Annotated in this window: 21 protein-coding genes; 16 read left to right on the top strand and 5 right to left on the bottom strand. The window is 64.0% G+C overall.

Annotation, left to right across the window (positions count from 1 at the left end):
* Positions 1 to 13 precede the first annotated feature (13 nt).
* The 9 genes from C1717_RS02570 to C1717_RS02530 all read left to right on the top strand — a co-directional run bounded on the left by C1717_RS02570 (position 14) and on the right by C1717_RS02530 (position 13,305).
* Complete coding sequence (locus C1717_RS02570; protein WP_102371673.1) at positions 14 to 1,069, top strand: FHA domain-containing protein; 1,056 nt, start codon at positions 14 to 16, stop codon at positions 1,067 to 1,069.
* The gene (locus C1717_RS02565; protein WP_102371672.1) at positions 1,069 to 2,736 is read left to right on the top strand and encodes an FHA domain-containing protein; all 1,668 of its coding nucleotides are present in this window, start codon (positions 1,069 to 1,071) and stop codon (positions 2,734 to 2,736) included. The genes C1717_RS02570 and C1717_RS02565 overlap by 1 nt, the downstream gene beginning before the upstream one ends.
* The gene (locus C1717_RS02560) at positions 2,733 to 3,641 is read left to right on the top strand and encodes a PP2C family protein-serine/threonine phosphatase (protein ID WP_180965811.1); all 909 of its coding nucleotides are present in this window, start codon (positions 2,733 to 2,735) and stop codon (positions 3,639 to 3,641) included. The genes C1717_RS02565 and C1717_RS02560 overlap by 4 nt, the downstream gene beginning before the upstream one ends.
* Positions 3,641 to 5,398, top strand: a complete 1,758-nt coding sequence (locus tag C1717_RS02555) for a serine/threonine protein kinase (protein ID WP_102371670.1) — start codon at positions 3,641 to 3,643, stop codon at positions 5,396 to 5,398. Before C1717_RS02560 ends, C1717_RS02555 begins: the two co-directional genes overlap by 1 nt.
* 11 nt (positions 5,399 to 5,409) lie before the next feature.
* Complete coding sequence (locus C1717_RS02550; RefSeq protein ID WP_102371669.1) at positions 5,410 to 6,318, top strand: hypothetical protein; 909 nt, start codon at positions 5,410 to 5,412, stop codon at positions 6,316 to 6,318.
* A gap of 8 nt (positions 6,319 to 6,326) precedes the next feature.
* Positions 6,327 to 10,082: a hypothetical protein gene (locus C1717_RS02545; protein ID WP_102371668.1), complete on the top strand. Its 3,756-nt coding sequence runs from the start codon at positions 6,327 to 6,329 to the stop codon at positions 10,080 to 10,082.
* 166 nt (positions 10,083 to 10,248) lie between these two features.
* A complete protein-coding gene (locus C1717_RS02540) occupies positions 10,249 to 11,412 on the top strand; it encodes a hypothetical protein (RefSeq protein ID WP_146003651.1) in 1,164 nt (387 codons plus the stop codon).
* Between the two features lie 12 nt (positions 11,413 to 11,424).
* Entirely contained in the window at positions 11,425 to 12,066 is a 642-nt protein-coding gene (locus tag C1717_RS02535) for an FHA domain-containing protein (protein ID WP_102371666.1), read from the top strand.
* Positions 12,067 to 12,093: 27 nt separating this feature from the next.
* On the top strand, positions 12,094 to 13,305 hold the full coding sequence (locus tag C1717_RS02530; RefSeq protein ID WP_102371665.1) for a zinc ribbon domain-containing protein: 1,212 nt from the start codon (positions 12,094 to 12,096) through the stop codon (positions 13,303 to 13,305).
* A 452-nt stretch (positions 13,306 to 13,757) separates the two neighbouring features.
* Here the strand turns inward: C1717_RS02530 and vsr are convergent, their stop codons facing one another.
* Positions 13,758 to 14,690, bottom strand: a complete 933-nt coding sequence (vsr, locus tag C1717_RS02525) for a DNA mismatch endonuclease Vsr (RefSeq protein ID WP_102371664.1) — start codon at positions 14,688 to 14,690, stop codon at positions 13,758 to 13,760.
* Between the two features lie 233 nt (positions 14,691 to 14,923).
* Here vsr and C1717_RS02520 point away from each other — a divergent pair, with 233 nt between their 5' ends.
* Together C1717_RS02520 and C1717_RS02515 are read left to right on the top strand one after the other, a co-directional pair.
* On the top strand, positions 14,924 to 15,784 hold the full coding sequence (locus C1717_RS02520) for an ABC transporter ATP-binding protein (RefSeq protein ID WP_102371663.1): 861 nt from the start codon (positions 14,924 to 14,926) through the stop codon (positions 15,782 to 15,784).
* Entirely contained in the window at positions 15,774 to 17,972 is a 2,199-nt protein-coding gene (locus C1717_RS02515) for an ABC transporter permease (protein WP_102371662.1), read from the top strand. Before C1717_RS02520 ends, C1717_RS02515 begins: the two co-directional genes overlap by 11 nt.
* Positions 17,973 to 18,595: 623 nt before the next feature.
* Here C1717_RS02515 and C1717_RS10565 read toward each other — a convergent pair.
* The 4 genes from C1717_RS10565 to C1717_RS02495 all read right to left on the bottom strand — a co-directional run bounded on the left by C1717_RS10565 (position 18,596) and on the right by C1717_RS02495 (position 20,703).
* On the bottom strand, positions 18,596 to 19,051 hold the full coding sequence (locus tag C1717_RS10565; RefSeq protein ID WP_180965809.1) for a hypothetical protein: 456 nt from the start codon (positions 19,049 to 19,051) through the stop codon (positions 18,596 to 18,598).
* Positions 19,052 to 19,066: 15 nt separating this feature from the next.
* A complete protein-coding gene (locus C1717_RS10560; protein ID WP_180965808.1) occupies positions 19,067 to 19,258 on the bottom strand; it encodes a hypothetical protein in 192 nt (63 codons plus the stop codon).
* Positions 19,259 to 19,324: 66 nt separating this feature from the next.
* The gene (locus tag C1717_RS02500; protein WP_102371661.1) at positions 19,325 to 19,525 is read right to left on the bottom strand and encodes a type II toxin-antitoxin system antitoxin; all 201 of its coding nucleotides are present in this window, start codon (positions 19,523 to 19,525) and stop codon (positions 19,325 to 19,327) included.
* A gap of 143 nt (positions 19,526 to 19,668) precedes the next feature.
* Entirely contained in the window at positions 19,669 to 20,703 is a 1,035-nt protein-coding gene (locus C1717_RS02495) for an SPFH domain-containing protein (RefSeq protein ID WP_102371660.1), read from the bottom strand.
* A gap of 480 nt (positions 20,704 to 21,183) precedes the next feature.
* Between C1717_RS02495 and pflB the strand changes: the two genes are divergently transcribed.
* From pflB to yihA, 5 genes are all read left to right on the top strand, one after another.
* Complete coding sequence (gene pflB / locus C1717_RS02490) at positions 21,184 to 23,265, top strand: formate C-acetyltransferase (RefSeq protein ID WP_102371770.1); 2,082 nt, start codon at positions 21,184 to 21,186, stop codon at positions 23,263 to 23,265.
* Positions 23,266 to 23,415: 150 nt separating this feature from the next.
* On the top strand, positions 23,416 to 23,667 hold the full coding sequence (gene grcA3, locus C1717_RS02485) for an autonomous glycyl radical cofactor GrcA3 (RefSeq protein WP_102371659.1): 252 nt from the start codon (positions 23,416 to 23,418) through the stop codon (positions 23,665 to 23,667).
* 486 nt (positions 23,668 to 24,153) lie between these two features.
* Positions 24,154 to 24,960: a pyruvate formate-lyase-activating protein gene (pflA, locus tag C1717_RS02480; protein WP_102371658.1), complete on the top strand. Its 807-nt coding sequence runs from the start codon at positions 24,154 to 24,156 to the stop codon at positions 24,958 to 24,960.
* Between the two features lie 63 nt (positions 24,961 to 25,023).
* Positions 25,024 to 25,842 (top strand): 5'-methylthioadenosine/S-adenosylhomocysteine nucleosidase, encoded by an 819-nt coding sequence (locus C1717_RS02475; protein ID WP_102371657.1) that lies wholly within the window; start codon positions 25,024 to 25,026, stop codon positions 25,840 to 25,842.
* Between the two features lie 106 nt (positions 25,843 to 25,948).
* A complete protein-coding gene (gene yihA, locus C1717_RS02470; protein ID WP_102371656.1) occupies positions 25,949 to 26,539 on the top strand; it encodes a ribosome biogenesis GTP-binding protein YihA/YsxC in 591 nt (196 codons plus the stop codon).
* The last annotated feature ends 3 nt before the right edge of the window (positions 26,540 to 26,542 follow it).

Below are 26,542 nucleotides of genomic sequence, written 5' to 3'. Positions count from 1 at the left end.
TTGGGGGTGAGCAATGGGTGCCTTGGGAGCAGCCGGGGATACGCTCGATCGGCAAGATGACGGGCGCTCCCCGCGAAAGCGGAAAACCGTAGAAGGGTGGGACAGCGCGTTCTACCGCTTCGCCGAGGGTATACGCATCATCACCGGCGGCGCGGTTAACCACAAGGCGATTTACGCGTTGGTGGGCACGAACGCACGCTACGCGAACCACGCGAACCCATTGGTGCGCAAGCGAACGGCGGCAGCCCTTTCGCGCTTGATCCACTCAACGCGCTATGCCGCAGAGATGCGCGAGCGCTTCCAAGACGATCCCGAGCTCTTCGTCAGCGCGGGAAGCGATCTTGCCTGCAGGGTGAGCGAAGCCTCCAGCCAGTCTGTTTGCGAACTGCTCGATGTCATCGATGTCGACCTCTTCCCCTCGCTGCTCGAGGGCTTTGCAAGCGAGGCGAGGGCGGGCCGTCCCGAGCTCAATGTGAGCCGTATCGAACGCGAACTGCGCGGCCTTGGCTCATGGGCACGGCATCAGTGCACTTGTGGGAACAGCCCGCTACCGGTCCTGTTCGAGGCGCTCCTTCATATGCTCGCCTTCGGCTGCATCCCCAACCAGCTCGCGCACCTGCTCGTATGCGACACGCCCGTCGCGGTGGCCGCCCCGTCCAACCAGGAGCTGCCCGCGCCGAGCACGCAAGGGTGCTTGGTGAAAATCGATCCCGCCGCCCCGTGTGAGCTGCTCGGCCTTTGGCCCATAGAGCACGGTGTGGCCACGCTCGGGAGATTCACCGACACCACCATCATCGAAAGCGATCCGTATGTGTCACGCCTACATTGCCGCGTATACGCCTATGCCGATGGGTGGTTTGTGGAAGACGCACATGCGCGCTACGGCACGCGCGTGCTGCGCCGCGGCGCCGACCACGCGTACGAGCCGGTGTATGACAGCCTCGGAGAAGGAGCGGGCAGCACGTTCGAGCTCCGCCCGGGTGATGTGATCGAGCTGGCGCGACGCGTCTCGTACCTGTTTTGCCTATACGCGCCCGCACGGCCTTCCCAGGAACGGATGGAGCTCTGATGCGATTGTTCTCCCGACCTGGGGTTCCTGCGGGGGCGCCCGTTCCGGAATTCGAATATCATCTGGGCCCGCAGTATCCCCTCGATCAGGCGCTGGCAGCGCGCATGTCGCGCGTGCCCCAGCTGCTCCCCTTCCGGGTGGAGCCTTATGGCACCGGGATGACCCTGCGCTTCTATGGGGCAGGGGAGTCGCTGCAGCAGCGGCTGCTCCGTCCTATGGGCGGGAGGGATGCATGCGCGCTCCTCGACCATATGGCCGCCCTTTTGCGCGCTCTGGTGCGCGAGCAGCTGCCGATCAAGAACCTTTCGTTCCAGGCGCGGTGTGCTCTGTTCGACGCCCAGCAGGGCACGTGGCGGTTCACATATCTCCCTGTGAGCGGCTTGGCCGTGAATCTCGACGCCACGGAGCGGTTCTTCAAGGGAATCGGCGAGGCCCTCATCCCCGCCGATGAGGACGCGACGGGCGTTAAGACTTCGTACCTGGCGTTTTTCAGACAGCGCGAACGCTTCGATATCATGGCGTTTCCCACGCACCTAGAGCAGGTGGTTGCGAGCGTATCGTGCCGGCCGTTCAAGACGGATGGGCGGCAGCGTGCGCAAGAGGCTGCCAGGGTGGTGCCCAAAGAGTCCTCCAAGCCCGCACCCGTGCCGGGGGGCACCGTTAACCTGGGCGCGAGGTCGTACGCAAGCCAGATGCAGGCGAGCGACATGCAGGCAGCACCGGCGCAGCGCGTCTCGCCGGCGGCCGGCCTGTCGCGCGCGCTCCATGGCGAGAAGACCGAGGTGATCGCCCCCGCCGCGACGCAGGGGCTAGGCGCTGCCGTGGTCTCGTCGCCGCCTGCTGTCGGGGCAGGCGGCATCTCGGCTGCTGCCGCGCCCGTAAACAAGGCGCAGGCCACCGGCGCACCGGCGAGGCGGCCCGCGATCTCGCGGACGCCTACCGTCGTGGTCGCCGGCATCGATGTCCACCATATCCCAGGCGTCACGGATGCCCCGCGCGGCATGGATGCCGCTCCCAAGGCTGCCGATGATCCGTGCGTGCAGGGCGCAGGCGAGCAGACATCTCCGGTTTCGCAGACGCCCATAACGACCCAGGTGCCCAAGCCCAAGCGCGAGGGCGATATCTCTGTGGGCAACCGGGGGGAGATTCCCGAGACCGAGGTGATCGCCGGGGAAGACCAGTGCATCGATGCATCCTCGGGAGCGCAGACCTTGCTCACGGTGTCGCTGGAGCAAGCGCCCGTTTTCGCCCGCACCCCCGCGACCGACGAGCCCGAACCCGCCCCTGCGGCCGACCGGACCGATTCCGATCCCGAGGGCGAACCGGTGCGCAAACGTGCGCCGCGCCGGCGCTATTTCCTCACGCGCCTGTCCACAAAGGAGCGCTTCGAGGTGCGCGGCAGGCGCTTCGTGGTCGGCAAGTCGAAATACAGCAGCTACCAGGTGCGCAATACCACCACGGTCTCGCGCAGTCACGCCCTGTTCTTCTGCAGCGACGAGGGATGCAGCGTGGAGGACGACGGCTCGCGCAACGGGACCTATCTCAACGGTGAGCGCATCTACCAGGGAAAACGCTATGCCCTAGAAGACGATGACCGCATTCGCATGAGTGACGAGACCTTCGTGTTCGAGGTGCTCGAAGCATCCGAGGAGGGGAGCGAGGAGTGATATTCGAAGGGGTCGGCTATTCCGATCAAGGCGCCACGCGCGAGTCGAACCAGGATAGCTATCTCATCAAGGTCGCCGAAACCCATGTGGGCGATGTCGCCATGGCGGCGGTAGCCGACGGCATGGGTGGCCTCGAGAAGGGGGAGCTTGCGTCCGCGGCGGTGGCGCGCATGCTGTCCGAGTGGTTCGACACCAAGCTGCCGCTTGCGCTCGAGGCGCTCGACGCCTCCGTAGAAGGCTTCGAGCTCTATGTCGACGGGCAGCTCAAGGGTCTTGTCCAGGAGATGAACCTGCAGCTCATCCGCTATGGCATGAGCGCGCAGGCAAACATGGGCACCACGCTCACCGTCATGCTCGCCATCGGCGGGCGCTACTCCATCGCGCATGTGGGCGATACGAGGGCCTACCAGATCACCTCGGATGGGATCGTGCAGCTCACCTGCGACCAGACGCTTGTGCAGCGCGAGCTCGAGGCGGGCAACATAACGGAAGAAGAGACACGCGTGCACCCGCAGCGCAACGTGCTGTTGCAGTGCCTGGGCTCCACGCGCGAGGTGCTGCCGCAGCTCATCCACGGCAACGTGCAGAACAATGCCATCTACCTGCTCTGCTCCGACGGCTTTAGGCACGAGGTAACGGCTGGTGAGCTGTATGGCGCGCTCGGCCCCCGCGTCCTCGATGCGGCGGCGTGGGAACGCGAGCGCAGATGGCGCGAGAGCCGCGCCGGTGCGGGGATGATACCCGGGGGCTCAGGGCCCGAGGGGACCGCACCGGAAAGCCCCGCGCCGGAGGGCACGCCCAGCAGCGCCCTGATGCGCATCGCCGACCTGGTCATGGCGCGCGGCGAGGCGGATAACATCACCGGCATCGTGCTGCGCGCCCATGCAGAGGAGGTGCGTTCGTGATGGGTGAGACACTGCGCGGGGGGAGCGTCGACGTAGGCGATGTGCTCAAAGGCCGCTATCGCATCCTCTCGCTCATAGGCAAGGGCGGCATGAGCCGCGTGTACCTGGCGGCGGACCTTGAGCTCACCAACAAGCAGTGGGCGGTCAAGGAGATCGACCGCCAGGCCTCCGACAGCGCCGGCCGCCCCATCGAGCAATCGCTCGCGCGCGAGGCTGAGCTGCTGTCGCGGCTCGATCACCCCAATATCGTGAACATCGTCGATATCGAGAAGACCGAGGACTTCATCTACGTCGTCATGGACCACGTGGAGGGGATCGATCTCGAGACGCGCGTGCGCGAGCAGGGCCCGCAGGCGGAGGAGGACGTCCGCCGCTGGATGCTGCAGGTGTGCGACGCCCTCGACTACCTGCATCGCCAGAGCCCACCTATCGTCTTCTGCGACCTCAAGCCGGCCAACATCATGTTGCACCCCGATGGCTACATCAAGCTTATCGACTTCGGTGCCGCGCGCGAGCTCGTGGAGGGCCCCGAGCGCGATCGGGTGCTTTTCGGCACGAGGGAATATGCTGCGCCCGAGATGGACTCGGTCGACCATATCGACCCGCGGAGCGACATCTTCACCATGGGCGCCACCATATGGCATCTGCTTGCGGGCGAGGCGCCCTCCAAGGAGCGCCCCATCCCCGATGTGCGCACGGTGAACCCCCAGGCAAGCGAGGGCTTTGCCGGCGTGATCATCCCCAAATGCTGCGCCATGGGGGTTGCGGACCGGTACCAGACCTGCGAAGAGCTCGAGATCGATCTGGAGCGCTACGAGCAGCTCACGAGCTCGTTCCGCGAGCGCCAGGTGCGCCGCGTCCGCACGTTCGGCCTGGCCGCGGCCGCGGCCATCATGTTCTTGGTGATCGGCCTGGCCTGTATGGTCGTGCGCTCCGTCCAGGTTACCGAGCGGTTCGAATATCAGATGCAGCTGGGCGTGGACCAGCGCCAGAGCGATCCCGAGGCGGCCGCGGAGGCATATCTGGCGGCCATCGGGTACCGGCCCGATGCGATCGAGGCGTACCTGGGCCTCATCGAGACCTACAAGGTCGACGGCGAGTTCGACGTGGGCGAGCGCGACCAGTTCAACTCGGTATACCAGCAAAACCTCACCGTCCTGCAGCGCAGCCGCGACTATTCCGAGCTGAGCTTCGAGATCGGCAAACTCTACTGGTACTTCTACTCCTACGGGGCCGGTCCGGACAGCGACGATAACCAGACCACGCGCATCCGCGCCTCCATGGAGTACTTCCGCATCCCTGCCGAGGACGCGAACTTCGAGGATCAAGACCGCGCCGAGGTGTACTACGGCATCGCGCAGTTCACGACCGACATCGCGACGGCGGTGCGCACCGACGACGATGACGAGGAGATGTACGCCACCTATTGGGGCAACCTGGTCGATCTCGCACGCAATGTGAGCTCGGACACCAACGAGACGGTGCAGCTCGATAGCTACGCGTTGCTGGTGAACGCCATGGAGACCTACGCGGTCAAGTTCGAGGGGGCCGGTGTCGAGAAGGCGGAGATGGAAGAGCTCTACCGCGTGGTCGAGCAGGGGCTCGACCGTTTGCGCGGGCAGATCGGCACCGTAGGCAGCGATGAGGACGACGCGGCCATGCTCGCCAGAATCGATGAGCTCGAGAGCCGCCTCGCGAATCAAGTGAACGCACGCATCGCCGCCGCGTACTCCAACGCGGTCGTAGGCCAGCATTAGGAGGTGGGGCTGTGGATAGCATTACCGTGCTCTCGGTGGTCTCGACGGTCGCGTTTATGTGCGCGCTCGCATGTGCCGTGGCCGCCGGCGTGATATTCGTGAAGCTCGATGTCCTTGCCGCCATCCACTTCCTCCAGGGGAGAAGGGTCGGCGAGCTTGTGGGGAGCTATGGCTCCCGTCGCGGCCGCAGCGCGCTGGTGCGGCGTGCGCGGCGCACCCCGAGGGACGACGCCGCGAGTAAGGCAGACGTGCTGTCGCACCCGCCGGTGGCCGACCTGGGCAGCGACGCACCCACTACGGTCGTCGCGCAGCCCAAGCAGGCCGGGCAGCGCGAGGGCATGCACGTGGACATGGCGGCGCGCGGCGTGCTGTACGAGAGCGCCGAGGCGTCGGAGTACCCTACGGACATTTTGAGCATGGGCGAGGAGGTGGCCATCTCCGAGCTGCCCACCGGCCTGCTCGATGATGCCGCCGAGGCTGCGTCCGAGCTGCCTACCGGTCTGATAGGCGGTAGCGCGGCCAGCGACTCGGATGCGCCCACGACCGTGTTGGGTGATGCCGGCGCCCCTGGTGCCACCGCAGCGCCGGGCGTCGCCGGTGCTCCTGCCGATGCCGATCACGTGACCGAGGTCCTGAGCGCGCCCGCGCCAGACGAGGAGTCCTCTGAATACCTGACCGAGGAGCTCACGGAGAGCGAGACCTCGGAGCAGATGACCGACTTGCTGTCCGATGGTTCTGGCACCGCGTCCGGAGCTCGGCCGCCGCGCGCGCCCGAAGCGTCCGGCGCTGCCGCCCCGGAGGACGCAGCGAGGCCACAACCGGCCGGCACAGGTGTTGAGCAACAGAAGACAGGTGGATTCCGCTTTAAGCTGAAACAGAACGTGCTTGTTGTGCATACCGACGATACGTTGGGTGAATAGGGGGAACCATGCCTCATAAGGTGTTTGAGCGCTTGCGCCGGCCCGTGGCGCTCATCTTGACGATTCTGCTGGTAGCAGCTTCAATCCCGCTGCTGCCAGTGGCGTCTGTCCCGGAGGCCTTTGCCGCGCCTGCCGAGGTCGAGCTTACCGAGAACCTTTCGGTCGAGCTCGACACCCATGTTGCGGAAGGGGCGGAGCCGCTCGTCGATGGCGAGCTCGTGCTTGCGAACCTGAGCGAGCAGGCATACGACCTGCCGGCCATCGAAACCCAGGTCCAGGCAGCGGTCGAGGGTCTTACCCAGGAGCAGGGTGCGGTCACGCTCGCCGTCGATCAGGCGATAGCTGCCCTGGCCGCTGAGGATGCCGAGTCCATCTACACGCTGGTCGAGGGTTCGATTGAGGTCGTCCCGACCGAGGCGGTTTCCGGCGTGGGCATCTCGTTCGCGGACGAGGCCTCTGCGGCGGACTACGCCGAGATCGCTTTCTCCGATGACGCGGCGACCATCACGGCCAAGAAGGTCACCACCGCGCCGCTGGCCGTCGAGGTTTCCGGCACGGGCTTCAGCTACACCGTGAACTACAGCTACACCAAGAAGAGCGCGACCGATCCGTCCGCCGCGCCGGATACGGTCGAGGCGACCCTTGCGGACCAGGCATATGCGGGGACCATCACGGCTACCGTCAACCTTTCGGTCACCGACTACTGGGCGGACCAGGTGGCGAACCTCACCGCCGAGACCGCGACGACCGACCCCCTCATGTTCAGCTCGACCGCAACAGCGGCGGTCGCCGGGGTGAACGACCTCACCCCGTATCTCGACGGCGCGCCGTTCAGCGGCTACACCAACCCGGACGGCACCTTCTCGCTCGCCTACGAGAGCGGCACCTTCACCGCGACGGGCCTTAAGGTGGGTGCCGGTGGCGAGGTCACGGTTGAGTGGTATTACCCCGACGGCACCTCCACCGGTAAGACCACCAAGGTCACCGTGGGCGAGGTCAAGCCGTTCTCGCTCGATGGGCTGACCATTGCGGAGCAGCCGTTCCGCCTGCAGGCAGACCAGGAGGCTGCCGTGCTCGCCGAGGTGAACCAGGCTATCAAGACCGCGATCGAGTCCCAGGGCGAGCAGGCTCCTGAGGCCGACTACTACTCTGCCGTCACGTTTGCCAGCTATGACGGCCAGGGCGCCGTGGCACAGACGTTGACGCCCATGTTCACGCGCAATGATGCTGCGGCAGCTGATTACGCGAGCTTTACCGTGACCGATCCCACGAGCGTGACCGTTGCGGCCATGAAGCAGCTCGCTTGGGGCGACACGGGCCTCACGCTCTCCTCGGAGAACGGCTCCGGCGCTGTGAGCCTCACGGCTGGAAACGCTGCGACGACGTGGGTGAAGGCCGTGCCTACCGTGGCGTGGGAGGGGCACGGCCTCGCCTACGGCGCGCAACAGGTCCCCGCATCGCACAATGCGTTCACTTCGACCACCCTCTCCGCGGGCGATGGCATCCATAGCCTGTCGCTCTATGCCATCGACGACACCACGAACGAGATCGTGCTCGTCACCGGCGTGGGCTACCAGCTCGATACCCTCGCCCCGGTGCTTACGGGTGCCGAGGCAACCGCCGAGCGCGCCCAGAGCTTCGGGGGCTACCTCTTCGGCGACCAGCAGATCGCCGTCGAGTTCACGCTGCGCGACGAGTTGAACGGCAACCAGGCGGATACCGATGACACCATCACCGCTCTGCAGTCGGGTGTGGACGCGAACTCGGTTGCCGCCACCTACGACGATAACGAGAGCGGCGAGACCGACATCGAAGCCAGCCTTACGCGTAACGACCCGCTCTACTCCTTTACGATCGCGGGCGACCGCGACGTCGATACGGCCGACATCACGGTGACGGCGCGCGACAATGCGGGCAACGAGCTCACCACCACGGCCGATCAGAGCCGCGATGTCCCCATCGAGTACACCAAGCTCGTGGCCGAGAGCTCGGGCCCGTCGCTCAGCATCGGCTGGGATACCACCGACGCCCAGAACGGCTCGTACTACCGCACGAACCGCACGCTCACGGTGACGGTGAACGACCCGTTCTTCAACTACACCCAGCAGTTCGCCAACGATCAGGTCGTGTTCACGGTGAGCCAGAACGGCTCCCAGACGCTCGCCATCCATCCGAGCGACTTCACGGAGACGGCCCCCAACAGCAATGTGTGGACCTACACGCTGCCCTTTACCACCGACGCCGACTGGGAGGTCTCGAGCTTTGCGGTATCGGATATCGTGGGGCATACGGCGACGGCCGCCGGCGAGTCCTTCACCATCGACAAGACCGCGCCGGTCATGCAGGTGAGCTTCGATAACAACGACGTCGCGAACGGCCGTTATTACAGCCGTGCGCGCACGGCGACCATCACGGTGACCGAGCATAACTTCTCGGCAGACCATATGCGCATCAGCACCACGGCAGAGCCCGGCAACGGCTCTGAGGTGGGCCAGCCGCAGGTGGGCGCCTGGAGCTCCGACGGCGACACGCACATCGCGCGTGTGACCTTCCCCGGCCAGGGCGTGTACACGCTCTCGGTTGAAGGCGAGGACCTCGCGAACAACGCGGTTACCCCGTATGCTTCGCCCGAGTTCGTGGTCGACACCCTGGTGCCCGAGATCGAGCTGGGTGGCGTTGCGAACCAGACGGCCTATGCCGGCGACGCCGTCCCCACGGCTTCGGTGCACGATACGAACCTCGACCCGGCTACGACCATCGTGGTCGACAAGGTGGGACATGCGGTGCTGGGTGCGGCGAGCGGCAACCCCTATGCTGCCTCGACCCCCGAGGCCACGGCGACCGATATGACGGTGACCTACACCAACCCTGCGAGCGTCCGCGGTAACGACGGCGTGTATACCATCACGGTCACGGCGCGCGATCTGGCGGGCAGCACCGCGACCGAGGCCATGACCTGGTCGGTGAACCGCTTTGGCTCGACCTACGTGATCTCCGACGAGACGGGGGCTGTGCTGGGGAGCTACATCACGTCCGATGAGCTCATCGACGTCGTGGTGACCGAAATCAACCCGTCCGGCCTGCAGGAGGCCGCGACGGCGGTCGAGCTCACGCATGACGCTGAGAACACCACGCTCGAGCGCGATGCCGACTACACGGTCGCGCACAGCACTGCGACGGGCTGGCATGAGTACACCTACACCGTCGGCCAGGCGACGTTCGATGCCGACGGCGTGTACCGCGTGCTGTTCCACTCGCTCGACAACGCCCAGAACATCTCAGAGAACACCATGGAGGGGAAGAACGCCGAGGAAGCCGGCGCTACGGCCGAGGTCAACTTCGCGGTTGACGATACGGCGCCCATCGCGAGCTTCGTCGACCTCGAGAGCAACGGCCGCTACGAGGAGGCCGAGTACACCGCGCAGGTGATGTTCGAGGATAACCTCATGCTCGACCACGCGCAGATCGTGGTGAACGGCGAGACCTATGCAGAGCTCGACGCCGAGGCGCTCGCCGAGAGCTCCACGTACGACGTGGTGCTTGCGGGCAGCGCGGAGCGCCAGGAGGTCTCGGTGGTGGTGTTCGACGCGGCGGGCAACGAGTCCGATGAACTGGTGGCTCAAAACGTGCTCGTGTCGGACGATCCCATCGTGCTGTGGATGAGCAACCTACCGCTCTTTGCGGGCTCGATCGTCGCCGCCCTAGTTGCGGTGGCGGGCATCGGCTTCGCGGTGTATCGCAAGAAGCAGCAAGCTGACGAGTAGATGAGACCATGAGGTACAAGCGCCCTGCATGTGCGGGGCGCTTTTTGGATGCTGGGAGGGGTGAACCTTGGAGCGGTGGCATTGCCGGGCTCGCGGCCAGGATGCGTCGGAGCCCGAGGAAGCATCCCCTCTTGACGGCCATGCCAAGGTTCTGCGCAGGGCGGGTATGGCAGCCCTCGTGCTCTGGTGCGTGCTGCTTGCGGCCTTGCTCTTCTCTTGCGCTGCGGGCACCCCGCCCAGCGCGGAGGATGTCGAGGAAGCCGCTGCCGGCGCCTCGTCGCCCGATGACGCTGTTCCGGAGGGATCGGGCAACGCTGCATTCGAAGGCGATATGCCTGCGGATGCCGCCGGCGCCCGCGGCGGCGGAGATGTTATCCGCGACGGCAGCGTGGTGTACTGGGCTGATGGCGCGGGGATCATGCGGCTCGCGCTCGATGGCGCGAATGAGCAGGAGGTCGCCGAGGAGCCGCAGACAGATGCCGAGGACCCGCAGCAAGATGCCGAGCCCGTGCGCGTGTACGAAGGTCCCGCTTCTTGCTTGAACATCTCCGGGGACGATTTGTATGCAGTGGTGAGCGCGGCGCAGGGCGACACGCGGATCGTGCGGCTGGTTGGCGCGCGCGGGAACGATGCCCCTGCTGTGCAGGAGGTGTATGCGACAACCGGGACGCTGACCGACATGTTGGTACGCGACGGTTGGGTATACGCCGCGTGCCTGATGCCTGATGAGGACCCGAAGGCCGTGGCGATAGACCTTGCTCGGCTCGATACTCCTCCGGTTGAGCACGCATACCCTGGAGCGACGGCCCTCTCGCTGTTCTGGGATGAGGGTAGCTTGCTGGTGCACGCTACGGATGGCGCGGGATGGCGGCTCGACGAGTATGCCGGTGCGATGGCACGGCAACCGGATGCGACGCCCGTGACGCTTCTGTCCGGATCGGGCGCTGCACAGTGCCCGTCGTGCGATGGCTCCTCGTTATACCAGGGCGAGCAGGGTGCCGATGGCGCCGTGCGGTTTGTCCGGAGGGAATTCTCGGGAGGATTCCAAGAGTATGCCGAGCTCGCGAGTGCGGGGCTCACGGCATGCGATGCGTCGGGATGCGTCGTGGTGACCAACACGGGTGCGATTGCTTGGATTGCCGAGACGACGGGCTTCTCCCATGACCTTGCGCCTGCGATCGAGTCCGTTCTGGGGGAAGTGGGGCCCTCCACCGTGCGCATCGAGGTGGAGGACGGCCTGCTCTACCTCGTGGCGGAACAAGGCCTGTACACCGTTGATGTGGCGAGCGACCAGGCGTCAGCTGAGGCGCTATACGAGGACGCACGATAAGGGAGGTAAACGATGTTCTGCACTACATGCGGGGCTAAGAACAGCGATGACAACTTCTTCTGCATCCGGTGCGGGGCGAAGTTGATGAGGATTGCCTCGGCAAATCCGCAGCAAGGGGCTGTCTCGGGTGCACGCTCGGGGACTGGGGCGAATACCGCCGTCCCGCTGTCGACTCCGGCGGCGTCTCCGGCCACGACTCCAACGATGCCTCCGGCTTCGGTCCGCCCTCCTGTCTGGCAGAACGCGGCTCCGGCTGCCGCTCCGGCGTCCGCTCGCCCGGTTCCTGCCGCTCAGGCACCTGTTCGGCAGGCGGCGCCATCGGCCGCCGCTGCGCCCGCGTACCCCGCCAAGCCGGTTGCTCGTCACGCCCTTGTGCTCAAGCGCAAAGACGGCACCGCCTACGCGCTTGGCACCTTCCCCATCACGGTGGGCAAGGGAACTGCTGCGGACGTTCGCATAGATGGGAACTCCGCGATCTCCCGCGTGCATGTACGCATAGGCCTGCAAGCCACTGGCTATGTGGTCGAGGATTGCGGCTCGACGAACGGGACGCGGGTGAACGGCAATCCCGTGCCTCGGGGCGGACGGGTCGCGTTGGCTCCTGGAGACAGGCTTACCTTGGGTAACGAGGACTTTTCGGTGGTGAGGGCTTAAGCGCAATCCGTCGTGGAAGGGAGCGCTATGTATTGTCCAGAATGCGGTGCGAAAGTAGAGCGGGGCATGCCCTTCTGCTGCGTGTGCGGAGCGCGTATCTCGGGGTCCGGCGACCAGCTGCAGGAGGCGGACAAGCTGCGGGAGGCAGATGCCAAGACCACGCTTCTCGCTGAAGCAGAGCCGCTCGATCCCGATACGCGTACAACAGTGCTCAGGTCTGAGCCAGCAGCGCATCAGGGCCCGGTTCCGTTGCATGAGTCGCCGCAGGGCAAGGCTCCTGGCGCGACGACAGTTGCTGCTACGGGCTCTTCTGTGCCGGCACGGGCAACGGCCCGCGAGATCTTGAGTGGGCAGCCGGGCAATGTGGGAGCTCAGAGCGGATATGTGGCGCCGGGTTATTCGGGGGTACCGGCGGAACAGCGGAAGCGCAGCTGCCTGGGTCAGGGGATAGCAGACGTGCTCTCGATGCCGAAAGTGGCAACTCATATGGCGTTGTATGCCGCGCTCGGAGCCCTCTGCACCATCGTGCCGACCTACTGGCTCCCGTTGCTCGCGGTGGTTTGTGCGGCGGGATTCGGAAGTGCGCTGGAATGGGGGCGTCAGGCGGCGTATGCAAGCTCCCAGACACCGCAAGCACGCCTTTTCAGCAGCACGCTGTTGTCGTGGGGCATATTTGGCGGGAGTTCTCTGCTGTTGGTTGCAGGTGTGGGGACGGTGCTTGTTGGAATCTTGGCCGACGCGATCGGCGCCTTGGCCGATGTGATGCCCGATATAATCTCCATCATCGTGCTATTCCTGAGCTTGATTCTGATCATCGGTGCTGCGATCGCCATGGAAACCTTGGCAACGGCAACGGTAGTGCATCTGGGGGCGAGCGGGTCGTTCTCCGACGCGTTCCCCATGAGGCGCCTGGCCGCCTCATGCTGGGCGCATCCTGCGGGGATCCTCAGCGCCACGTTGGTGGCGGATGGTGCGGCAAGTGCGCTCATAGCGTGCATGCGGTGGGTTATGCACACGGTTATCTTCGAGCATATCCCCCGTGCCGAGGGCATAATCGAGGACCTCATCATGGGCGAGCTGGGCAACGCGGCGTTTGCGGACCTGCTCTCCGCACTGTTGCCCTTTGCGCTTATCAACGCTTTGTGTCTGTTCGTGTTCTTCATCACGCTTGCCGTCAAGTTGCGCGCCGGCTCGTATTGGTTCGGGCGGTATGCACGTTCAAGCATGAACGTGCGATAGGCTAGAGCAGAGTCGACGCGTGTTCCGTGGGGCGCTTGCTCAACCGTTCGAGCGCACCGCTCCAGGTGCGATGGAGATTGATGCGCTGGTCGTGCGAGCGGTTGGTGGAGACGAGGAGGCCATATCTCTGTGTCGGGGGGAAGGAGAAATGGTTCGCACATTGGGCTGTTTGCAATGGTGACCATGTGCAAGCTGCGTCTCTGGAAGAAAGCATGCGCGGCCTCCTCGCTCAACCACCTAGATAGCGTCCGGGGTGCTGCTCTCCCGTGCGCTTGTGACCATTATGGCCAGCGCACCCACTCACGTAACCTAAGAATGGCTTACATTGGTTTGAAGGCTTTATGAACCAGCAGGTAAGCGCATAGATTCAGGCATCTATGCGACGCTGTGCATAGCGGGGGTGCGTGTAGAGACGATGTGGGAGTGATGGAGCGCTCCGAGGACCGGCGGGATCACTGACGGCGCTCGGCAGCACGCACCTGCTCGATGACGCGCTCCATGGTCTCGTCGACGCGGTCGCGCTTGAGCTCGCACTCCCAGATGGTGATCGCGGTCCAGCCCTGCTCGGCGAGCTCGGCGAGGGCGCGTTGGTCGCGCTCGACGTTGCGGCGGAACTTCGCCTCCCAGAACTCCGTGTTGCGCTTTGGCGTCGAGGGGTGGCAGTGCGGGCAACGGTGCCAGAAGCAGCCGTTCACGAAGATGGCGACCTTGCGGCCGGGGAAGGCGATGTCGGGGCGACCCGGTGCCTTCTTCCACTGCAGGCGGTAGCCCGTGAGGCCCGCGGCGCGCAGCCGCTGCCGCACGATGAGCTCGGGCTTGGTGTCCGCGCGCTTGTTTCCCTGCATGGACTTGCGGATGGCGGCGCGGCGGCGCACCAGCTCGGTCTCGTCCGCCGAGAGATCAGCGGTATCGATCTCGTCCAGGAGCTTGGACCTTTTGCATCCTGCTGCCGGCTGCCCGTCCTCGGCATCGGTCCCTTCGGCAGGGGAGGCGGCGGCGAGCGCTCGCACCAGCTCGATGTCGGCGGGCATCCACGCGAGCTTGGCGAGCGAGGCGCGCTCGACCCAGCGGAGCTTGAGCTGGCGGTCGGAGCGCCGGGGCTCGTCGCCCTCGGCGATGCGGCAGAAGAAGCATTCCATGGAGAGGTGGAAGTCCTCGTAGTCGTACTCGACGGTGTAGAAGTCGCGCAAGTCGCAGATGCGCACCTGCAGTTCCTCGGCGAGCTCGCGCCGGCAGGCGTCGCGGGCGGTCTCGCCGCGCTCCACTTTGCCGCCGGGGAACTCCCAGAGGCCTGCCATCTCACCGTAGCCGCGCTGGACGGCGAGCACGCGGTCGGAGCCGTCGCCCGCTTTGATTATGCCGGCCGCCACGTGTACCGTCCGCATGGGCCCCTCCTCTCGCCTGCGCCGTGTCGCTGACGTTTTACGACAAGCAAGCATAGCAGACTGCGCACCTTACGAATTTGCAAGCCAACTGTAAGCCAAATCGATGGCTGCCTGCCGCCCGTCTTGCGAGGATAGGGTTGCGAGCGGTGCGGCGTCCCCGACCGCGTCCGTCCACGCCCCGGCCGCACCCGCTCGCGCACGAGGTAAGCTAGGGCACAGGGAAAGGACCTAAGATGCCAGTGAATTCCAAGACATTCGCCCACTTTGCGACTGGAGGCGTCTCCGCCGCTCCCGCGGGCGCGCAGCAGGGCGCACCCGCCGCTCCCGCCGCACCGGTGCTCGACGTGCGCCACATCGAGAAGGTCTACGGCAGCCGCAATAACGTGACGCACGCCCTGCGCGACGTCTCGTTCACCGTCGCTCGAGGTGAGTTCGTGGGCATCATGGGCGCCTCGGGCTCCGGCAAGTCGACGCTGCTCAACTGCGTCTCAACTATTGATGCGGTGACAAGCGGCAGCGTGCTGGTGAACGGCGAGGACATCACGCGGATGAAGTCCCAGAAGCTTACGCGCTTCCGTCGCGAGCAGCTCGGCTTCATCTTCCAGGATTCCAACCTGCTCGACACGCTTACCGCTCGCGAGAACATCGCGTTGCCGCTTACCATCAGTCGCGTGGCACCCAAGGAGGTCCTGCGCCGGGTGGACGAGGTCGCCGGCCGGTTGGGTATTCGCGATACGCTCGTCAAGTACCCCTATCAGCTCTCCGGTGGCCAGCAGCAGCGCGTCGCGGCTGCCCGCGCGCTCGTGACCGATCCCGCCATCATCATGGCGGATGAGCCCACCGGCGCCCTCGATTCCAAGAACGCGCGCCTGCTGCTCGAGAGCTTCGAGACCATGAACAAGAACCTCAAGGCGACCGTGCTCATGGTCACGCACGACAGCTTCGCCGCAAGCTATACGCATCGCGTGCTCTTCATCCGCGACGGACGCATCTTCACCGAGCTGCGCCGTGGCGGCTCGACGCGCCAGGAGTTCTTCGACCGCATCATGGAGGTCGTTGCCATGATGGGTGGGGAGGGTTCCGATGCTCTGTAAGATCGCGCTGGGCAACGTGCGTCGCGCAGGCAAGGACTACCTGGTCTACCTGATCACGCTTACGCTTGCCGTTACGGTGTTCTACGCGTTCAACACCATCTCGGTCCAGGTTGACATCGCAGGCGTCACCGAACAGAACGCCGGAATGGGCGAGACGCTCGGCGGAATCATAGGCGGCCTCACGGTGTTCCTGGGTTTCGTGATGGGCTTTTTGATGGTGTATGCGAACAACTTCATCATGAAGCGGCGCAAGAAGGAATTCGGCTTGTACCAGGTATTTGGCATGAGCCGCTGGCAGGTGGCGCGCATCATGGCGATGGAGACGCTTTTCGTGTCGCTTGCCGCATTGGTGCTGGGCGTCGCCTGCGGCTTGGGGCTGTCGTGGCTCATGGTGTTCTTCACCGCGAGCACCTTCAAAACGCAGATCGCGGACTTCCACTTCTTCTTCTCGATCTCGGCGTTCATGCTCACCGTCGGCTGCCTTGTGGCGATCTTCTTGGTGACGCTCGTCTTCAACCTGCGTGTGGTCGCACGGGCGAGGATCATCGATCTCATGAGCGCGAGCCGCAGGAACGAAGCCATCCGCGTGCGGAACCCGTGGCTGTCTGCCCTTGTGTTCGTGGTGGGTGCGGTGGCGATCGTGGTCGCCTATGTTCGTTTGCTTCACGACGGCTTGCCTTACGACGGCTCGCCGGAGGGCATGCAGGCGTTTCTGGTCACAACCATCACCGTTGTGGCAGGTACGATCCTGTTCTTCTTCGGGCTCTCGGGCTTCCTGCTCAAGGTGCTGCAGGCAGCGCGGAATCTCTATTGGCGCGGCCTCAACATGGTGACGCTGCGCCAGCTCGCGGCTAAGGTGAACACCGTAAGCTTCTCGATGGCCATGATCGCGATGATCCTCTTCTTGGCGATCACCGCGGTGACCGCGGGCATGTCGCTGGCGGGCGTTATGAACGAGACCGTCGAGCACGGTACGCCCGCAGACTACTCGCGCATCATCTCGTATATCGGCGAGAGGTCTGCGGCGGAACTGAATGCCTCTGGACAGGAGGGTGGTGCAGCCGCCCGCTACGACGTGGCAACCGAACCCATCGATGTGCTCGCGGCAAGTACGGTCGACACCGTAGCTCCCGATACGCCCGAGGCGCGCCCGTTCGACCTGGCGTCGATCATCGGCGACTCCGTGCAGCTGGACGTGTATGACTCCACGCCGATCGGCCAGCAGGTGCCGCTCGTGACCCTCGACGGGCTGTGCGACGCCGTGGATATGCCGCTGCCTGCTGGTACGGAGTCGTCGGATGCGACGGGGCTGGGGCTCGGCATCGCGAAGGAGAGCGACTACAACCGCTACCTGAGGTTCATGGGATTCAAGGAGGTCGACCTCGGTCAGGATGGCTACCTCATCACCTCCGATATGGGTTCGTCGATAAACGATGTGTACAACGCGGTCATGAAGGAGGGCGTGACGATTGATTTCGCTGGTCACGAGCTGCATCCAGCTGCAGATGCCGTCGATTACGACGCAAGCGTGTTCCAGAACGCGATGATGGGCATGAACTCCGGCGTTATCGTGGTACCCGATGAGCTGGTGGAGGAAGCCGGGTTGCCGCTCTACTACAGCTACTTCTTGGGTGACTATGCCGAGGGCGTCTCGGTTGAGGAGGGCGACGCCTTTGTGGGGGAGTACCGCAGCTACGGCGACCTCACGAACGATGACGGAGTGGTTGTGGCGCTGTGGGGAATGGAGGCCACGCGCACCTCGACGTACGAGAGCGTCAACTCCATGAACGGCCTTATCAGCTACCTGGCCATCTACATTGGCTTCGTGCTTGTGGTGGCGTGTGCGGCGATCCTCACCATTCAGCAGCTCTCTGGTGTGGCAGATGCGAGCGGTAACTATCGCATTCTCTCCGAGCTCGGCACCGAACGGCGCGACATCGCGCACTCCGTACTCGTGCAGCAGGCGGTGTTCTTCGTGTTCCCGCTCGTGCTGGGTATCGCGCACTCGTGTGTGGCGCTCTCGGTGATCATCGATCTCGTCGAGTTGTTCGGCGGGTTCTCCATCGCCGGTGCGGCGGGCTTCACAGCGCTGATCTTCCTGGTGGCATACGGTGGCTACTTCTTCGTTACCTATTTGATGAGCCGCGGGATTATCCGTGATGCGGTGCGCGTGCGCATAAGCTGGTAGCGCTCAGCCGACCCGTCCCTTACGTCTCAAAAATGGCCCGGGGCTCATGCTCCGGGCCATTGCTCGCTGCAGAGAGGATGAGGAAGGGGAGGGACGTCTCTGCAGCTTGGGAGGTAGTCTGTCAGACCGATGCGGCGTAGGGGCGCACAGGCCAGCTCTGGTACGAGGTCGATCCGGATGTCGGCGCGCCGCCGGCGTCCGATGCGGAATTGCCGCGGGTGCCTTCCATGAGGGTCGTTCCGGCTTTGCGCAGAAATGACTGGTAGGCGCGGCGCAGGTTCACACGTTGATCTTCTGCTCGGCTGCGCGGGGTGCGCATGCGCGTCACGCTGCCCGATGAGCGCGGAAAAACCGTAGGCCCATCGCTTGCGATGGGTTTCGCCGTCGCTGCGAAGGATGTCACGTCATGCGCGCTGCGTTCAGGCCCAGGTTTCGAGTCCTCGCGAGAGGAATGCTTGTGCATACGATGCATACGATGTGCTCCCGTTCTGTGTCGCCGGTGCTGCGCCTTGCGCTGCTACGGCCGGCGGTCGTGTATCGAATGCCATCTCACTTGTACCTCGCTACGGCTCGATTAGTCAGCGTTCACGCCGAACACACGGATTCATGGAGCTGGGCGGAGATCAGCGCACAAGGTAGGGTTTGGCGATTCGGCAGGTGTGCTGGAACACGAGCCAACCGGTCGCGAGGCATAGGGTGCCCACCGCAAGATTCCATGCAGTCCCCGCCATCGTCCCCCAAGTCAGCGAGAGCGCGAAGCTCGCGGCTCCGCCGGCAAAGGCGAGCGCCATGCCGCCGATTACGACGACCGTGATGGGGAATCCGCGCTTCACCACGTCGTTCGGAGTCGTCCACGAAAGGTTGGGCTTGCGCGCGTCACTCGAGAGCCCGATGTTCACCATGAGGAAGAAAGCACCAAATCCCGTAAGCAGCACTTCGAGCGCGACGATGGCGTCGATCTGCCCGCCAGCCAGCAGTATGAGCGCGCTTATGGCGATCGTTGCCGCTACGGGGGCAGCGTTCGAGGCGAGCTTCGCTCCGAGGATCGTGCGTAGCGGCAACGGAGCCGTCCCCATCACCCAGGAGCCCTTTCCCTAGATCGAGATGGAGCATGCGGCGCTGGGGCACATGATGCTGCAGAAGACGAACACCCACGGCAGAATGTTCGCGATGAGTCCCGAGATAGCGACGTAATCTTCGGAGGAGATCTCCACCCCGTCGATGGCGCCCGACCCCAAGATGCCATCAAGGCCGAATATGCTCGCCGCACCGGCGATCACCAGCATGAACAGGTATCCAAACAGGCAATTGAACGCATAGGAGGGGATTCCGAGCAGGGTGCGGAGAACGGACTACGATTCGCGCGGAAGCGCATCGGACTCGTCGCTTGATGGGCGGCCGTTCGGTGCGGGCAGGCGCCCCGCGCGCTTGAGGGCATCGCGCAGTATCCATTCCACCTGGCCGTTGGCGCTGCGCATCTCATCATCCGCCCAGCGTTGGACGGCCTCCCAGATCTTAGGATCGATGCGGAGCGGATACTGCTTACGTGCCATGCAACTCAACTACTTACGTCAACCCGTGCGGCTCTTCCGTCTTTCGAGCCTGCCGGCCCGAGTAGATGCGCGGAGCGTCCCGGTTGTGCGCCTCCCGTCATCGCGAAACAGGGGTGCGAAAGGAGCGCTCCGCCGCCGCTCGCTTAGTACAACGAGCCTGTGTTCACGATGGGCTTTGCCTCTGATTCCCCGCAGAGCACGACCATGAGGTTCGAGGCCATCTGCGCCTTGCGCTCCTCGTCGAGGTCGATCTTGCCATGCTGCCCAAGCTCGTCGACTGCCATCTCCACCATGGTGACGGCGCCCTCGACGATCTTCTTGCGCGCGGCGATGACCGCTTCGGCCTGCTGGCGGCGAAGCATCGCCTGGGCGATCTCGGGAGCATAGGCGAGGTGAGTGAGACGCGCGTCGTCGATGGCCACGCCGGCGGGCGCCAGGCGTTGTGTGAGCTCGTGCTTGAGCGCCGTCGAAACCTCCTCGATATTCGAGCGCAGCGTGATGGAATCCATCGAGTCGCTCGAATCCTCGGCATGGTCATAGGCATAGATGCTCGCCACATGGCGCAGCGCGGTTTCGGCCTGCGTGGAAACGAACTGTTCGTAGTTGTCCACGTCGAAGAGGGCCTTGGCGGTATCGGCCACGTGCCACACCACGACGTTGGCGATCTCGATGGGATTGCCCATCTTGTCGTTGACCTTCAGGATCTCACCGTTGAGCGTGCGCGCGCGGACGGAGATCTTGGTCGAGAGCGCAGAGGACACCTTCGTTGCCGTGCTGATCTGCTTGCCGAGCGAGAGGCCGCTTTTGCTGAGCACCTCCGCCGTAGTCTCCTCGGCGCTTGCGTTGCCTCCCATACTCCGGCTGTAGAACGGGTTCGCCCAATGGAAGCCCTCATCGCGCACGGTCCCCTTGTAATCACCGAAGAGGATGCAGACGCGCGCCTGACCGGGCTGCAGCGTGAAGAAGCCGCTCACCGGAATCCAGATGAGGCAGAACGCCGCGATGCTGAGCCCGAGCCCCCAACCATACAGCGGGCTTGCGGGGACACCGGTGTCTTCCGCGCTGGCGAGGCCGATGACGCTCAGGACGAATGCCGCGATGATGACGGCGAACGCGATGATGATGGCGATGAGCATGCCCCAACCAGATGCAGATTTGATCTTCTTTTCCACGCTCATGAGAGTTCCTTTCACAGATGCGCCCGCGTTTGCGTGACAGCCCGGACGTCGCCCCGTCGTGTCTCGGGTGGAGCGTTCCCGTGCATCGCCTCTGCGATGCTGATTGCATTGTGATATCACATTGCAATCATGTCAACGACCGTTCACCGATAAAGGTGGGGTCGAGCGGCGCTGGAGAGCCCGCTGGCTGGAGAACCATCGATGGGTGAAAAAGTTTGGTTTAGATAACTATGAATTGCCTGCAGCGAGCGCAATTAGCAGGCGTTCATGTGGTACTCTGCAAAAGAGTAATTTTTCTCGGTGAACGGTTGGAAATCGTGCGCGAGCGTGGGATTTCGCCTTGCGAACGGTGCGAGAAGGATAACGCGGTCCCGGCTGCTCACAGTGTCTGCGAATGCCATGCGCTTCGGTCGATCCTTCCTTCACGCGAGAAAGCAAAAGCTCGCCATGCGGCGCACGTTCAAGGAGCGTGGTTACACGATGCAGGAAGCATGGGAAGGCTTCGAGGGCGGTACGTGGACCGGTGAGGTCGACGTCCGTGACTTCATTCAGCGCAACTACACCCCCTATGAGGGCGACGGATCGTTCCTCGCGGGCCCCACTGAGCGCACGACGAAGCTCTGGGACTACGTCATGAATCTGCTTACCGAGGAGCGCGAGCGGGGCGGCTGCCTTGATATGGACACGAAGGTGGTCACGGGCATCGTGAGCCATCCGGCTGGCTATATCGACAACAAGCACCCCGAGCTCGAGACCATCGTCGGCCTGCAGACCGACAAGCCGCTCAAGCGCGCGCTGCACGTCAACGGCGGCATCCGCATCTCCGTGCAGGCGGCAGAGCAGCACGGCTACCACATCGATCCCGACGTGGTCGAGAACTACACCTACCGTCGCAAGACCCACAACCAGGGCGTCTTCGACGTGTACACCCCCGAGATGCGCGCCTGCCGCTCGGCCCACATCATCACCGGCCTGCCCGACGGCTACGGCCGCGGCCGCATCATCGGCGACTACCGCCGCGTGGCCCTCTACGGTATCGACTACCTCATCAAGGACAAGGAGGCCCAGAAGGCCTCCACGCCCAAGGTCATGACCGAGGACAACATCCGCGACCGCGAGGAGCTGCAGGAGCAGATCCGCGCCCTCGGCGAGCTCAAGATGATGGCCGACTTCTACGGCTTCGACATCTCCGGCCCGGCCAAGAACACGCAGGAGGCCATCCAGTGGATGTACTTCGCGTACCTCGCCTCCGTCAAGGAGCAGAACGGCGCCGCGATGTCCATGGGTCGCACCTCGACCTTCATCGACATCTACGCCGAGCGCGACCTCAAGCGCGGCACCTTCACCGAGGAGCAGATCCAGGAGTTCGTGGACCACTTCATCATGAAGCTCCGTATGGTCAAGTTCGCCCGCACCCCTGAGTACCAGAACCTCTTCTCCGGCGACCCGCAGTGGGTCACCGAGTCCATCGGCGGCATGGGCGTCGACGGCCGCACGCTCGTCACCAAGACCGCCTTCCGCTACCTTCACACGCTCGAGAACATGGGCACCTCGCCGGAGCCCAACCTCACCGTGCTTTGGTCGAAGAACCTGCCGCAGGCCTTCAAGGAGTTCTGCGCCAAGACCTCAATCGCGAGCTCGTCCATCCAGTACGAGAACGACGACCTCATGCGCGTCTACCACGGCGACGACTACGCGATCGCCTGCTGCGTGTCATCGATGCGCATCGGCAAGGAGATGCAGTTCTTCGGCGCCCGCGCGAACCTCGCCAAGTGCCTGCTCTACGCGCTCAACGGCGGCGTGGACGAGGTCTCCAAAAAGCAGGTCGGGCCCAAGTACCGCGCGGTCGAGGGCGACACGCTCGACTACGACGACGTCATGGCCAAGTACAACGACATGATGCAGTGGCTCGCCGGCGTGTACGTGAACTCGCTGAACATCATCCACTACATGCATGACAAGTACTGCTACGAGCGCATCCAGATGGCCCTGCACGACAAGCACGTGCACCGCTGGTTCGCCACGGGCATCGCCGGCCTCTCCGTCGTGGCCGACTCGCTCTCCGCGATCAAGTACGCCAAGGTCCACCCGGTCCGCGACGAGCAGGGTGTTATCGTCGACTTCGAGATCGAGGGCGACTTCCCCAAGTACGGCAACGACGACGACCGCGTCGACCAGATCGCGCACGACGTGGTGCACCAGTTCATGGAGTACATCCGCATGAACGACACGTATCGCGACTCCGTGCCCACCACCTCGGTCCTTACCATCACCTCTAACGTGGTGTACGGCAAGAAGACCGGCGCTACGCCGGACGGCCGCAAGGCCGGCGTTCCGTTCGCGCCGGGTGCTAACCCCATGCACCAGCGTGACACCCACGGCGCTATCGCCTCGCTCTCCAGCGTGTCCAAGCTGCCGTTCCGTGATGCTCAGGACGGCATTTCCAACACGTTCTCGATTATCCCGGGTGCGCTCGGTAAGGAGGACCAGGTGTTCTTCGGCGATATTGACCTCGGTGAGGTCTCGTTCGAGAACCCGGCGCCTTGCTGCGGCGACTGCTAAGGGGCTGCTATGCGCGGCGGTGGGCGGCCATCGTGCCGCCGCCGTTGCGCCCCGTCTGGCACCGGCGTGCGATGCAAATCACGACGCGCGGTGACAGCAATCAACTAATGCTATTATTGTTATAGCAATTAACGCATGAAGGAGGATCCCATGCAGGTGAAGGATGTTTCGCAAGCTCAGGCCGATAACCTGGTCAACATGATCGATGCCTACGCCGAGAAGGGCGGTCATCATCTTAACGTGAACGTGTTCAACCGCGACACGCTGATCGACGCCCAGCAGCACCCTGAGAAGTACCCGCAGCTCACCATTCGCGTATCGGGCTACGCGGTCAACTTCCACAACCTCACCAAGGAGCAGCAGGACGAGGTCATCAGCCGTACGTTCCACGACGCCATGTAGGACGGGAGCGGTTTCCGCTGCATCCAACGAATTCGCTTCGAGGCAGGCGCACCACTAGCGGTGCGCCTGTTTTTTTGCAACAGGGTGGTGCTCGAGCAGCTTTGCGAGCAGTTCGTGCATCTTGGCGGTGGTTGTAACCGGGTTTGCTGAGTAGAGCCATAAGGGGCAAATCATCTATCAGCGAGTTTTCAAATCCTTCGGCCTTGTCTAGAAGGAGGAGCTTCAAATAATCACCGCCAAGACGCTCGAGTCGCTCTCAAGGGAGTATCTTTTCTTCAAATGCGTGTACAACGGTCGTTTGGATGCGGGTTTTCAAGGGGCTGCTGCAATCGGCTCCTTCTTGGGGCGGCGTTGGCATGCGGCCTCTTCGTGCCGGTAGAACCGGAGCCGTTGCTTGGAGGGTTATTGCGTGGAGCACGCCGCGCGCTGGTATGCTAGTCCACGTATAACGATTCCGGACGCCGCTCCTGGTGGGGAGGGGATGCTATGGCGAATATCGATTTGAACACACTTGATGCGGGAATGGGCTCGCGCTTTCCGTTGGGGCGCCTTCACTCGCTTGAGTCGATGGGTACGGTCGACGGGCCGGGAATCCGCTTCGTGGTGTTCGTGCAGGGGTGTCCCATGCGCTGTGCGTATTGCCACAACCCGGATACCTGGGCAATTAATGCCGGAACCAGGGTTTCGGTGGAGCATATCGTCGAGCTGTTCGAGAACAACAGGCAGTTCTACCGCAACGGCGGCATTACGGTCTCGGGCGGCGAGCCGCTCCTGCAGCCTGATTTCCTAGCTGCGCTCTTTGCCGAGATGCACGATCGTCCGCGCGGGCGGGTTCATACCTGCCTAGATACCAGTGGATACGCTTTCGATCCCGACCATCCGGAGCGCACCGCTGCGGTGCTCGATGATTGCGATCTGGTGCTGCTGGACATCAAGCATGCCGACCCCGAGCGCCACCGCGATCTCACCGGTCGCGGAATGGAGCGCATCGTCGCGTTCGGCGACGAGCTCGCGCGGCGCGGTATCGAGACGGTGATCAGGCACGTGGTGGTTCCCGGATACACCGATTCCACAGATGAGTGCATGCGCCTAGGGCGCCTGATCGGGCGCTGGCCCAACGTGGTTGGTCTTGAGATGCTGCCCTACCATACGATGGGTGTAGTGAAATATGAGAAGTTGGGAATCCCCTACCGCCTGGACGATGTGCCGCAGATGGACAAAGAGCGCATTCCCGAGTTGCGCGCTGCCGTGCTGCGCGGCATGAAGGAGGTCCGCCAAGCCGAGCAGCTATAATGGCACGCGGACAAAGGATGCTGGCGTGCATGGCTGCGCGGGCACAAGGAGGAGAGGTGGGCCATGGCCCTTACGGTTGCGATCATCGGGGCACTCGAGAAAGAAGTCGCCCAGGTGTACGAGACGCTCGAACAGCGCTCGCAGAGCGATGAGGCGGGCCTTTCCGTAGCGCGTGGGCGATTGGGTTCGGTGTGCATCGTCGCTTGCACGGCGGGCATGGGAACGGTGAACGCTGCTGCAGCGACCCAGCACCTCATCAGCGCGTACGGAGCCGGTACCGTGATCTTTTCCGGCATCGCGGGCGGGCTCAACCCGGCGCTCCACATCGGCGACGTTGTTGTGGGCGAGCGCCTGCGCTACCTGGATACCGATACCGCGCTTATAGCGGAGTCCGCCCCGGGTCTCGAGGAGTTTGCCTCGACGGAGCATCTGGTCGCGCTTGCAGAGGAGGAGCTTCTTGCGCAGGGCTATCGTGTCGTCGACGCCGCTGCACAGGAATTGCCTGCGGGCACAATCAATGCTGACGAGACCTCCCATCAGACGGAAGCCGAGCAGGCGACAACTGCGCCGGCGCTCGATGACCAACCTTGCTATCTGCGCGGAACAATCGCCACAGGCGACCGTTTCGTCACAGGGGACGTGATGCGCGCCGCTGCGATCGAGGCGACGAGTGCCGACTGCGTCGAGATGGAAGGCGCCGCCGTCGCGCACATCGCTGCCAAAAACGGGGCGGCGTGCCTCGTGCTCCGCGCGATCTCCGACAACTGCGACGAGGCGTACGATGCGCTCTCGCAGCGACAGTTCGATCTTGACGAGTATGCTCGCTCGGCAAGCGCGCTTACGCTTGGCATCGTGCGCCGTTTGGAAGCTGAGGAGCGGTAGCGACAGCGTTCGTCACGCATCATCGGCGTCCTCCCAGCGGAATGCTGCTCGGGAGGCCCCGCGATGCCGCATCAGCCCGAATACCCTGAGCCCGAAAGGACCCGTCATGGCAGATTCCATCAACTACCAGCTTGCCCGGTTCGTCGCGAGCTACGGCGCGGTCTCGCAGATCCCGCCGTCGTCCTGCCCCGAGGTTTCGTTCGTGGGCCGCTCGAACGTGGGCAAGTCGTCCATCATGAACAAGCTCTTTGGGCGCAAGGGCCTGGTCAAGGTTTCGAGCACGCCGGGCAAGACGAGCAACGTGAACTTCTTCGAGGCTGATGGCGTGCATTTCGTGGACCTGCCGGGCTACGGTTTCGCCCAGCGCTCGAAGGCGGAGCGCGGCCGGTGGGCGCGGCTCATCGGCGACTTCTTCGAATCGGAGCGCAGCTTCAACCTCGTGGTCTCGCTTGTCGATATCCGCCACGATCCGAGCGCCCTCGACCACCAGATGATCGAGTTCCTTCAAGAGGGCGAGTTCCCGTTCGTGGTGGCGCTCACCAAGGCCGACAAGCTCAGCCGCAACCAGCAGGCGAAACAGGCCGCGGCGATCAAGCGCCAGCTCACCGTGCCTGCTGAGGACATCATCGTCACGAGCTCGCAAAGCGGCCTGGGTATCGACGAGCTCAAGCGCCGCATCGAGGCGGCTTGCCTGTAAGGG

It is taken from the genome of Enorma phocaeensis (assembly GCF_900186505.1).
GTDB classification, from domain to species: Bacteria; Actinomycetota; Coriobacteriia; order Coriobacteriales; family Coriobacteriaceae; genus Enorma; species Enorma phocaeensis.
Note: the sequence above shows the minus strand (reverse complement) of the source record. Positions and strands in the feature narration are given on the sequence as shown.

Excerpts from the sequence above, each read along its gene's own strand:
- C1717_RS02535 (WP_102371666.1), top strand. The coding sequence starts at position 11,425 with ATGTTCTGCACTACATGCGGGGCTAAGAACAGCGATGACAACTTCTTC.
- C1717_RS02530 (WP_102371665.1), top strand. The coding sequence starts at position 12,094 with ATGTATTGTCCAGAATGCGGTGCGAAAGTAGAGCGGGGCATGCCCTTC.
- grcA3 (WP_102371659.1), top strand. The coding sequence starts at position 23,416 with ATGCAGGTGAAGGATGTTTCGCAAGCTCAGGCCGATAACCTGGTCAAC.
- C1717_RS10560 (WP_180965808.1), bottom strand. The coding sequence starts at position 19,258 with ATGCTGGTGATCGCCGGTGCGGCGAGCATATTCGGCCTTGATGGCATC.
- yihA (WP_102371656.1), top strand. The coding sequence starts at position 25,949 with ATGGCAGATTCCATCAACTACCAGCTTGCCCGGTTCGTCGCGAGCTAC.
- C1717_RS02555 (WP_102371670.1), top strand. The coding sequence starts at position 3,641 with ATGGGTGAGACACTGCGCGGGGGGAGCGTCGACGTAGGCGATGTGCTC.
- C1717_RS02565 (WP_102371672.1), top strand. The coding sequence starts at position 1,069 with ATGCGATTGTTCTCCCGACCTGGGGTTCCTGCGGGGGCGCCCGTTCCG.
- C1717_RS02515 (WP_102371662.1), top strand. The coding sequence starts at position 15,774 with ATGCTCTGTAAGATCGCGCTGGGCAACGTGCGTCGCGCAGGCAAGGAC.
- C1717_RS02500 (WP_102371661.1), bottom strand. The coding sequence starts at position 19,525 with ATGGCACGTAAGCAGTATCCGCTCCGCATCGATCCTAAGATCTGGGAG.
- C1717_RS02475 (WP_102371657.1), top strand. The coding sequence starts at position 25,024 with ATGGCCCTTACGGTTGCGATCATCGGGGCACTCGAGAAAGAAGTCGCC.
- C1717_RS02570 (WP_102371673.1), top strand. The coding sequence starts at position 14 with ATGGGTGCCTTGGGAGCAGCCGGGGATACGCTCGATCGGCAAGATGAC.
- C1717_RS02545 (WP_102371668.1), top strand. The coding sequence starts at position 6,327 with ATGCCTCATAAGGTGTTTGAGCGCTTGCGCCGGCCCGTGGCGCTCATC.
- C1717_RS02540 (WP_146003651.1), top strand. The coding sequence starts at position 10,249 with ATGGCAGCCCTCGTGCTCTGGTGCGTGCTGCTTGCGGCCTTGCTCTTC.
- C1717_RS02520 (WP_102371663.1), top strand. The coding sequence starts at position 14,924 with ATGCCAGTGAATTCCAAGACATTCGCCCACTTTGCGACTGGAGGCGTC.
- pflB (WP_102371770.1), top strand. The coding sequence starts at position 21,184 with ATGCAGGAAGCATGGGAAGGCTTCGAGGGCGGTACGTGGACCGGTGAG.
- C1717_RS02495 (WP_102371660.1), bottom strand. The coding sequence starts at position 20,703 with ATGAGCGTGGAAAAGAAGATCAAATCTGCATCTGGTTGGGGCATGCTC.
- pflA (WP_102371658.1), top strand. The coding sequence starts at position 24,154 with ATGGCGAATATCGATTTGAACACACTTGATGCGGGAATGGGCTCGCGC.
- vsr (WP_102371664.1), bottom strand. The coding sequence starts at position 14,690 with ATGCGGACGGTACACGTGGCGGCCGGCATAATCAAAGCGGGCGACGGC.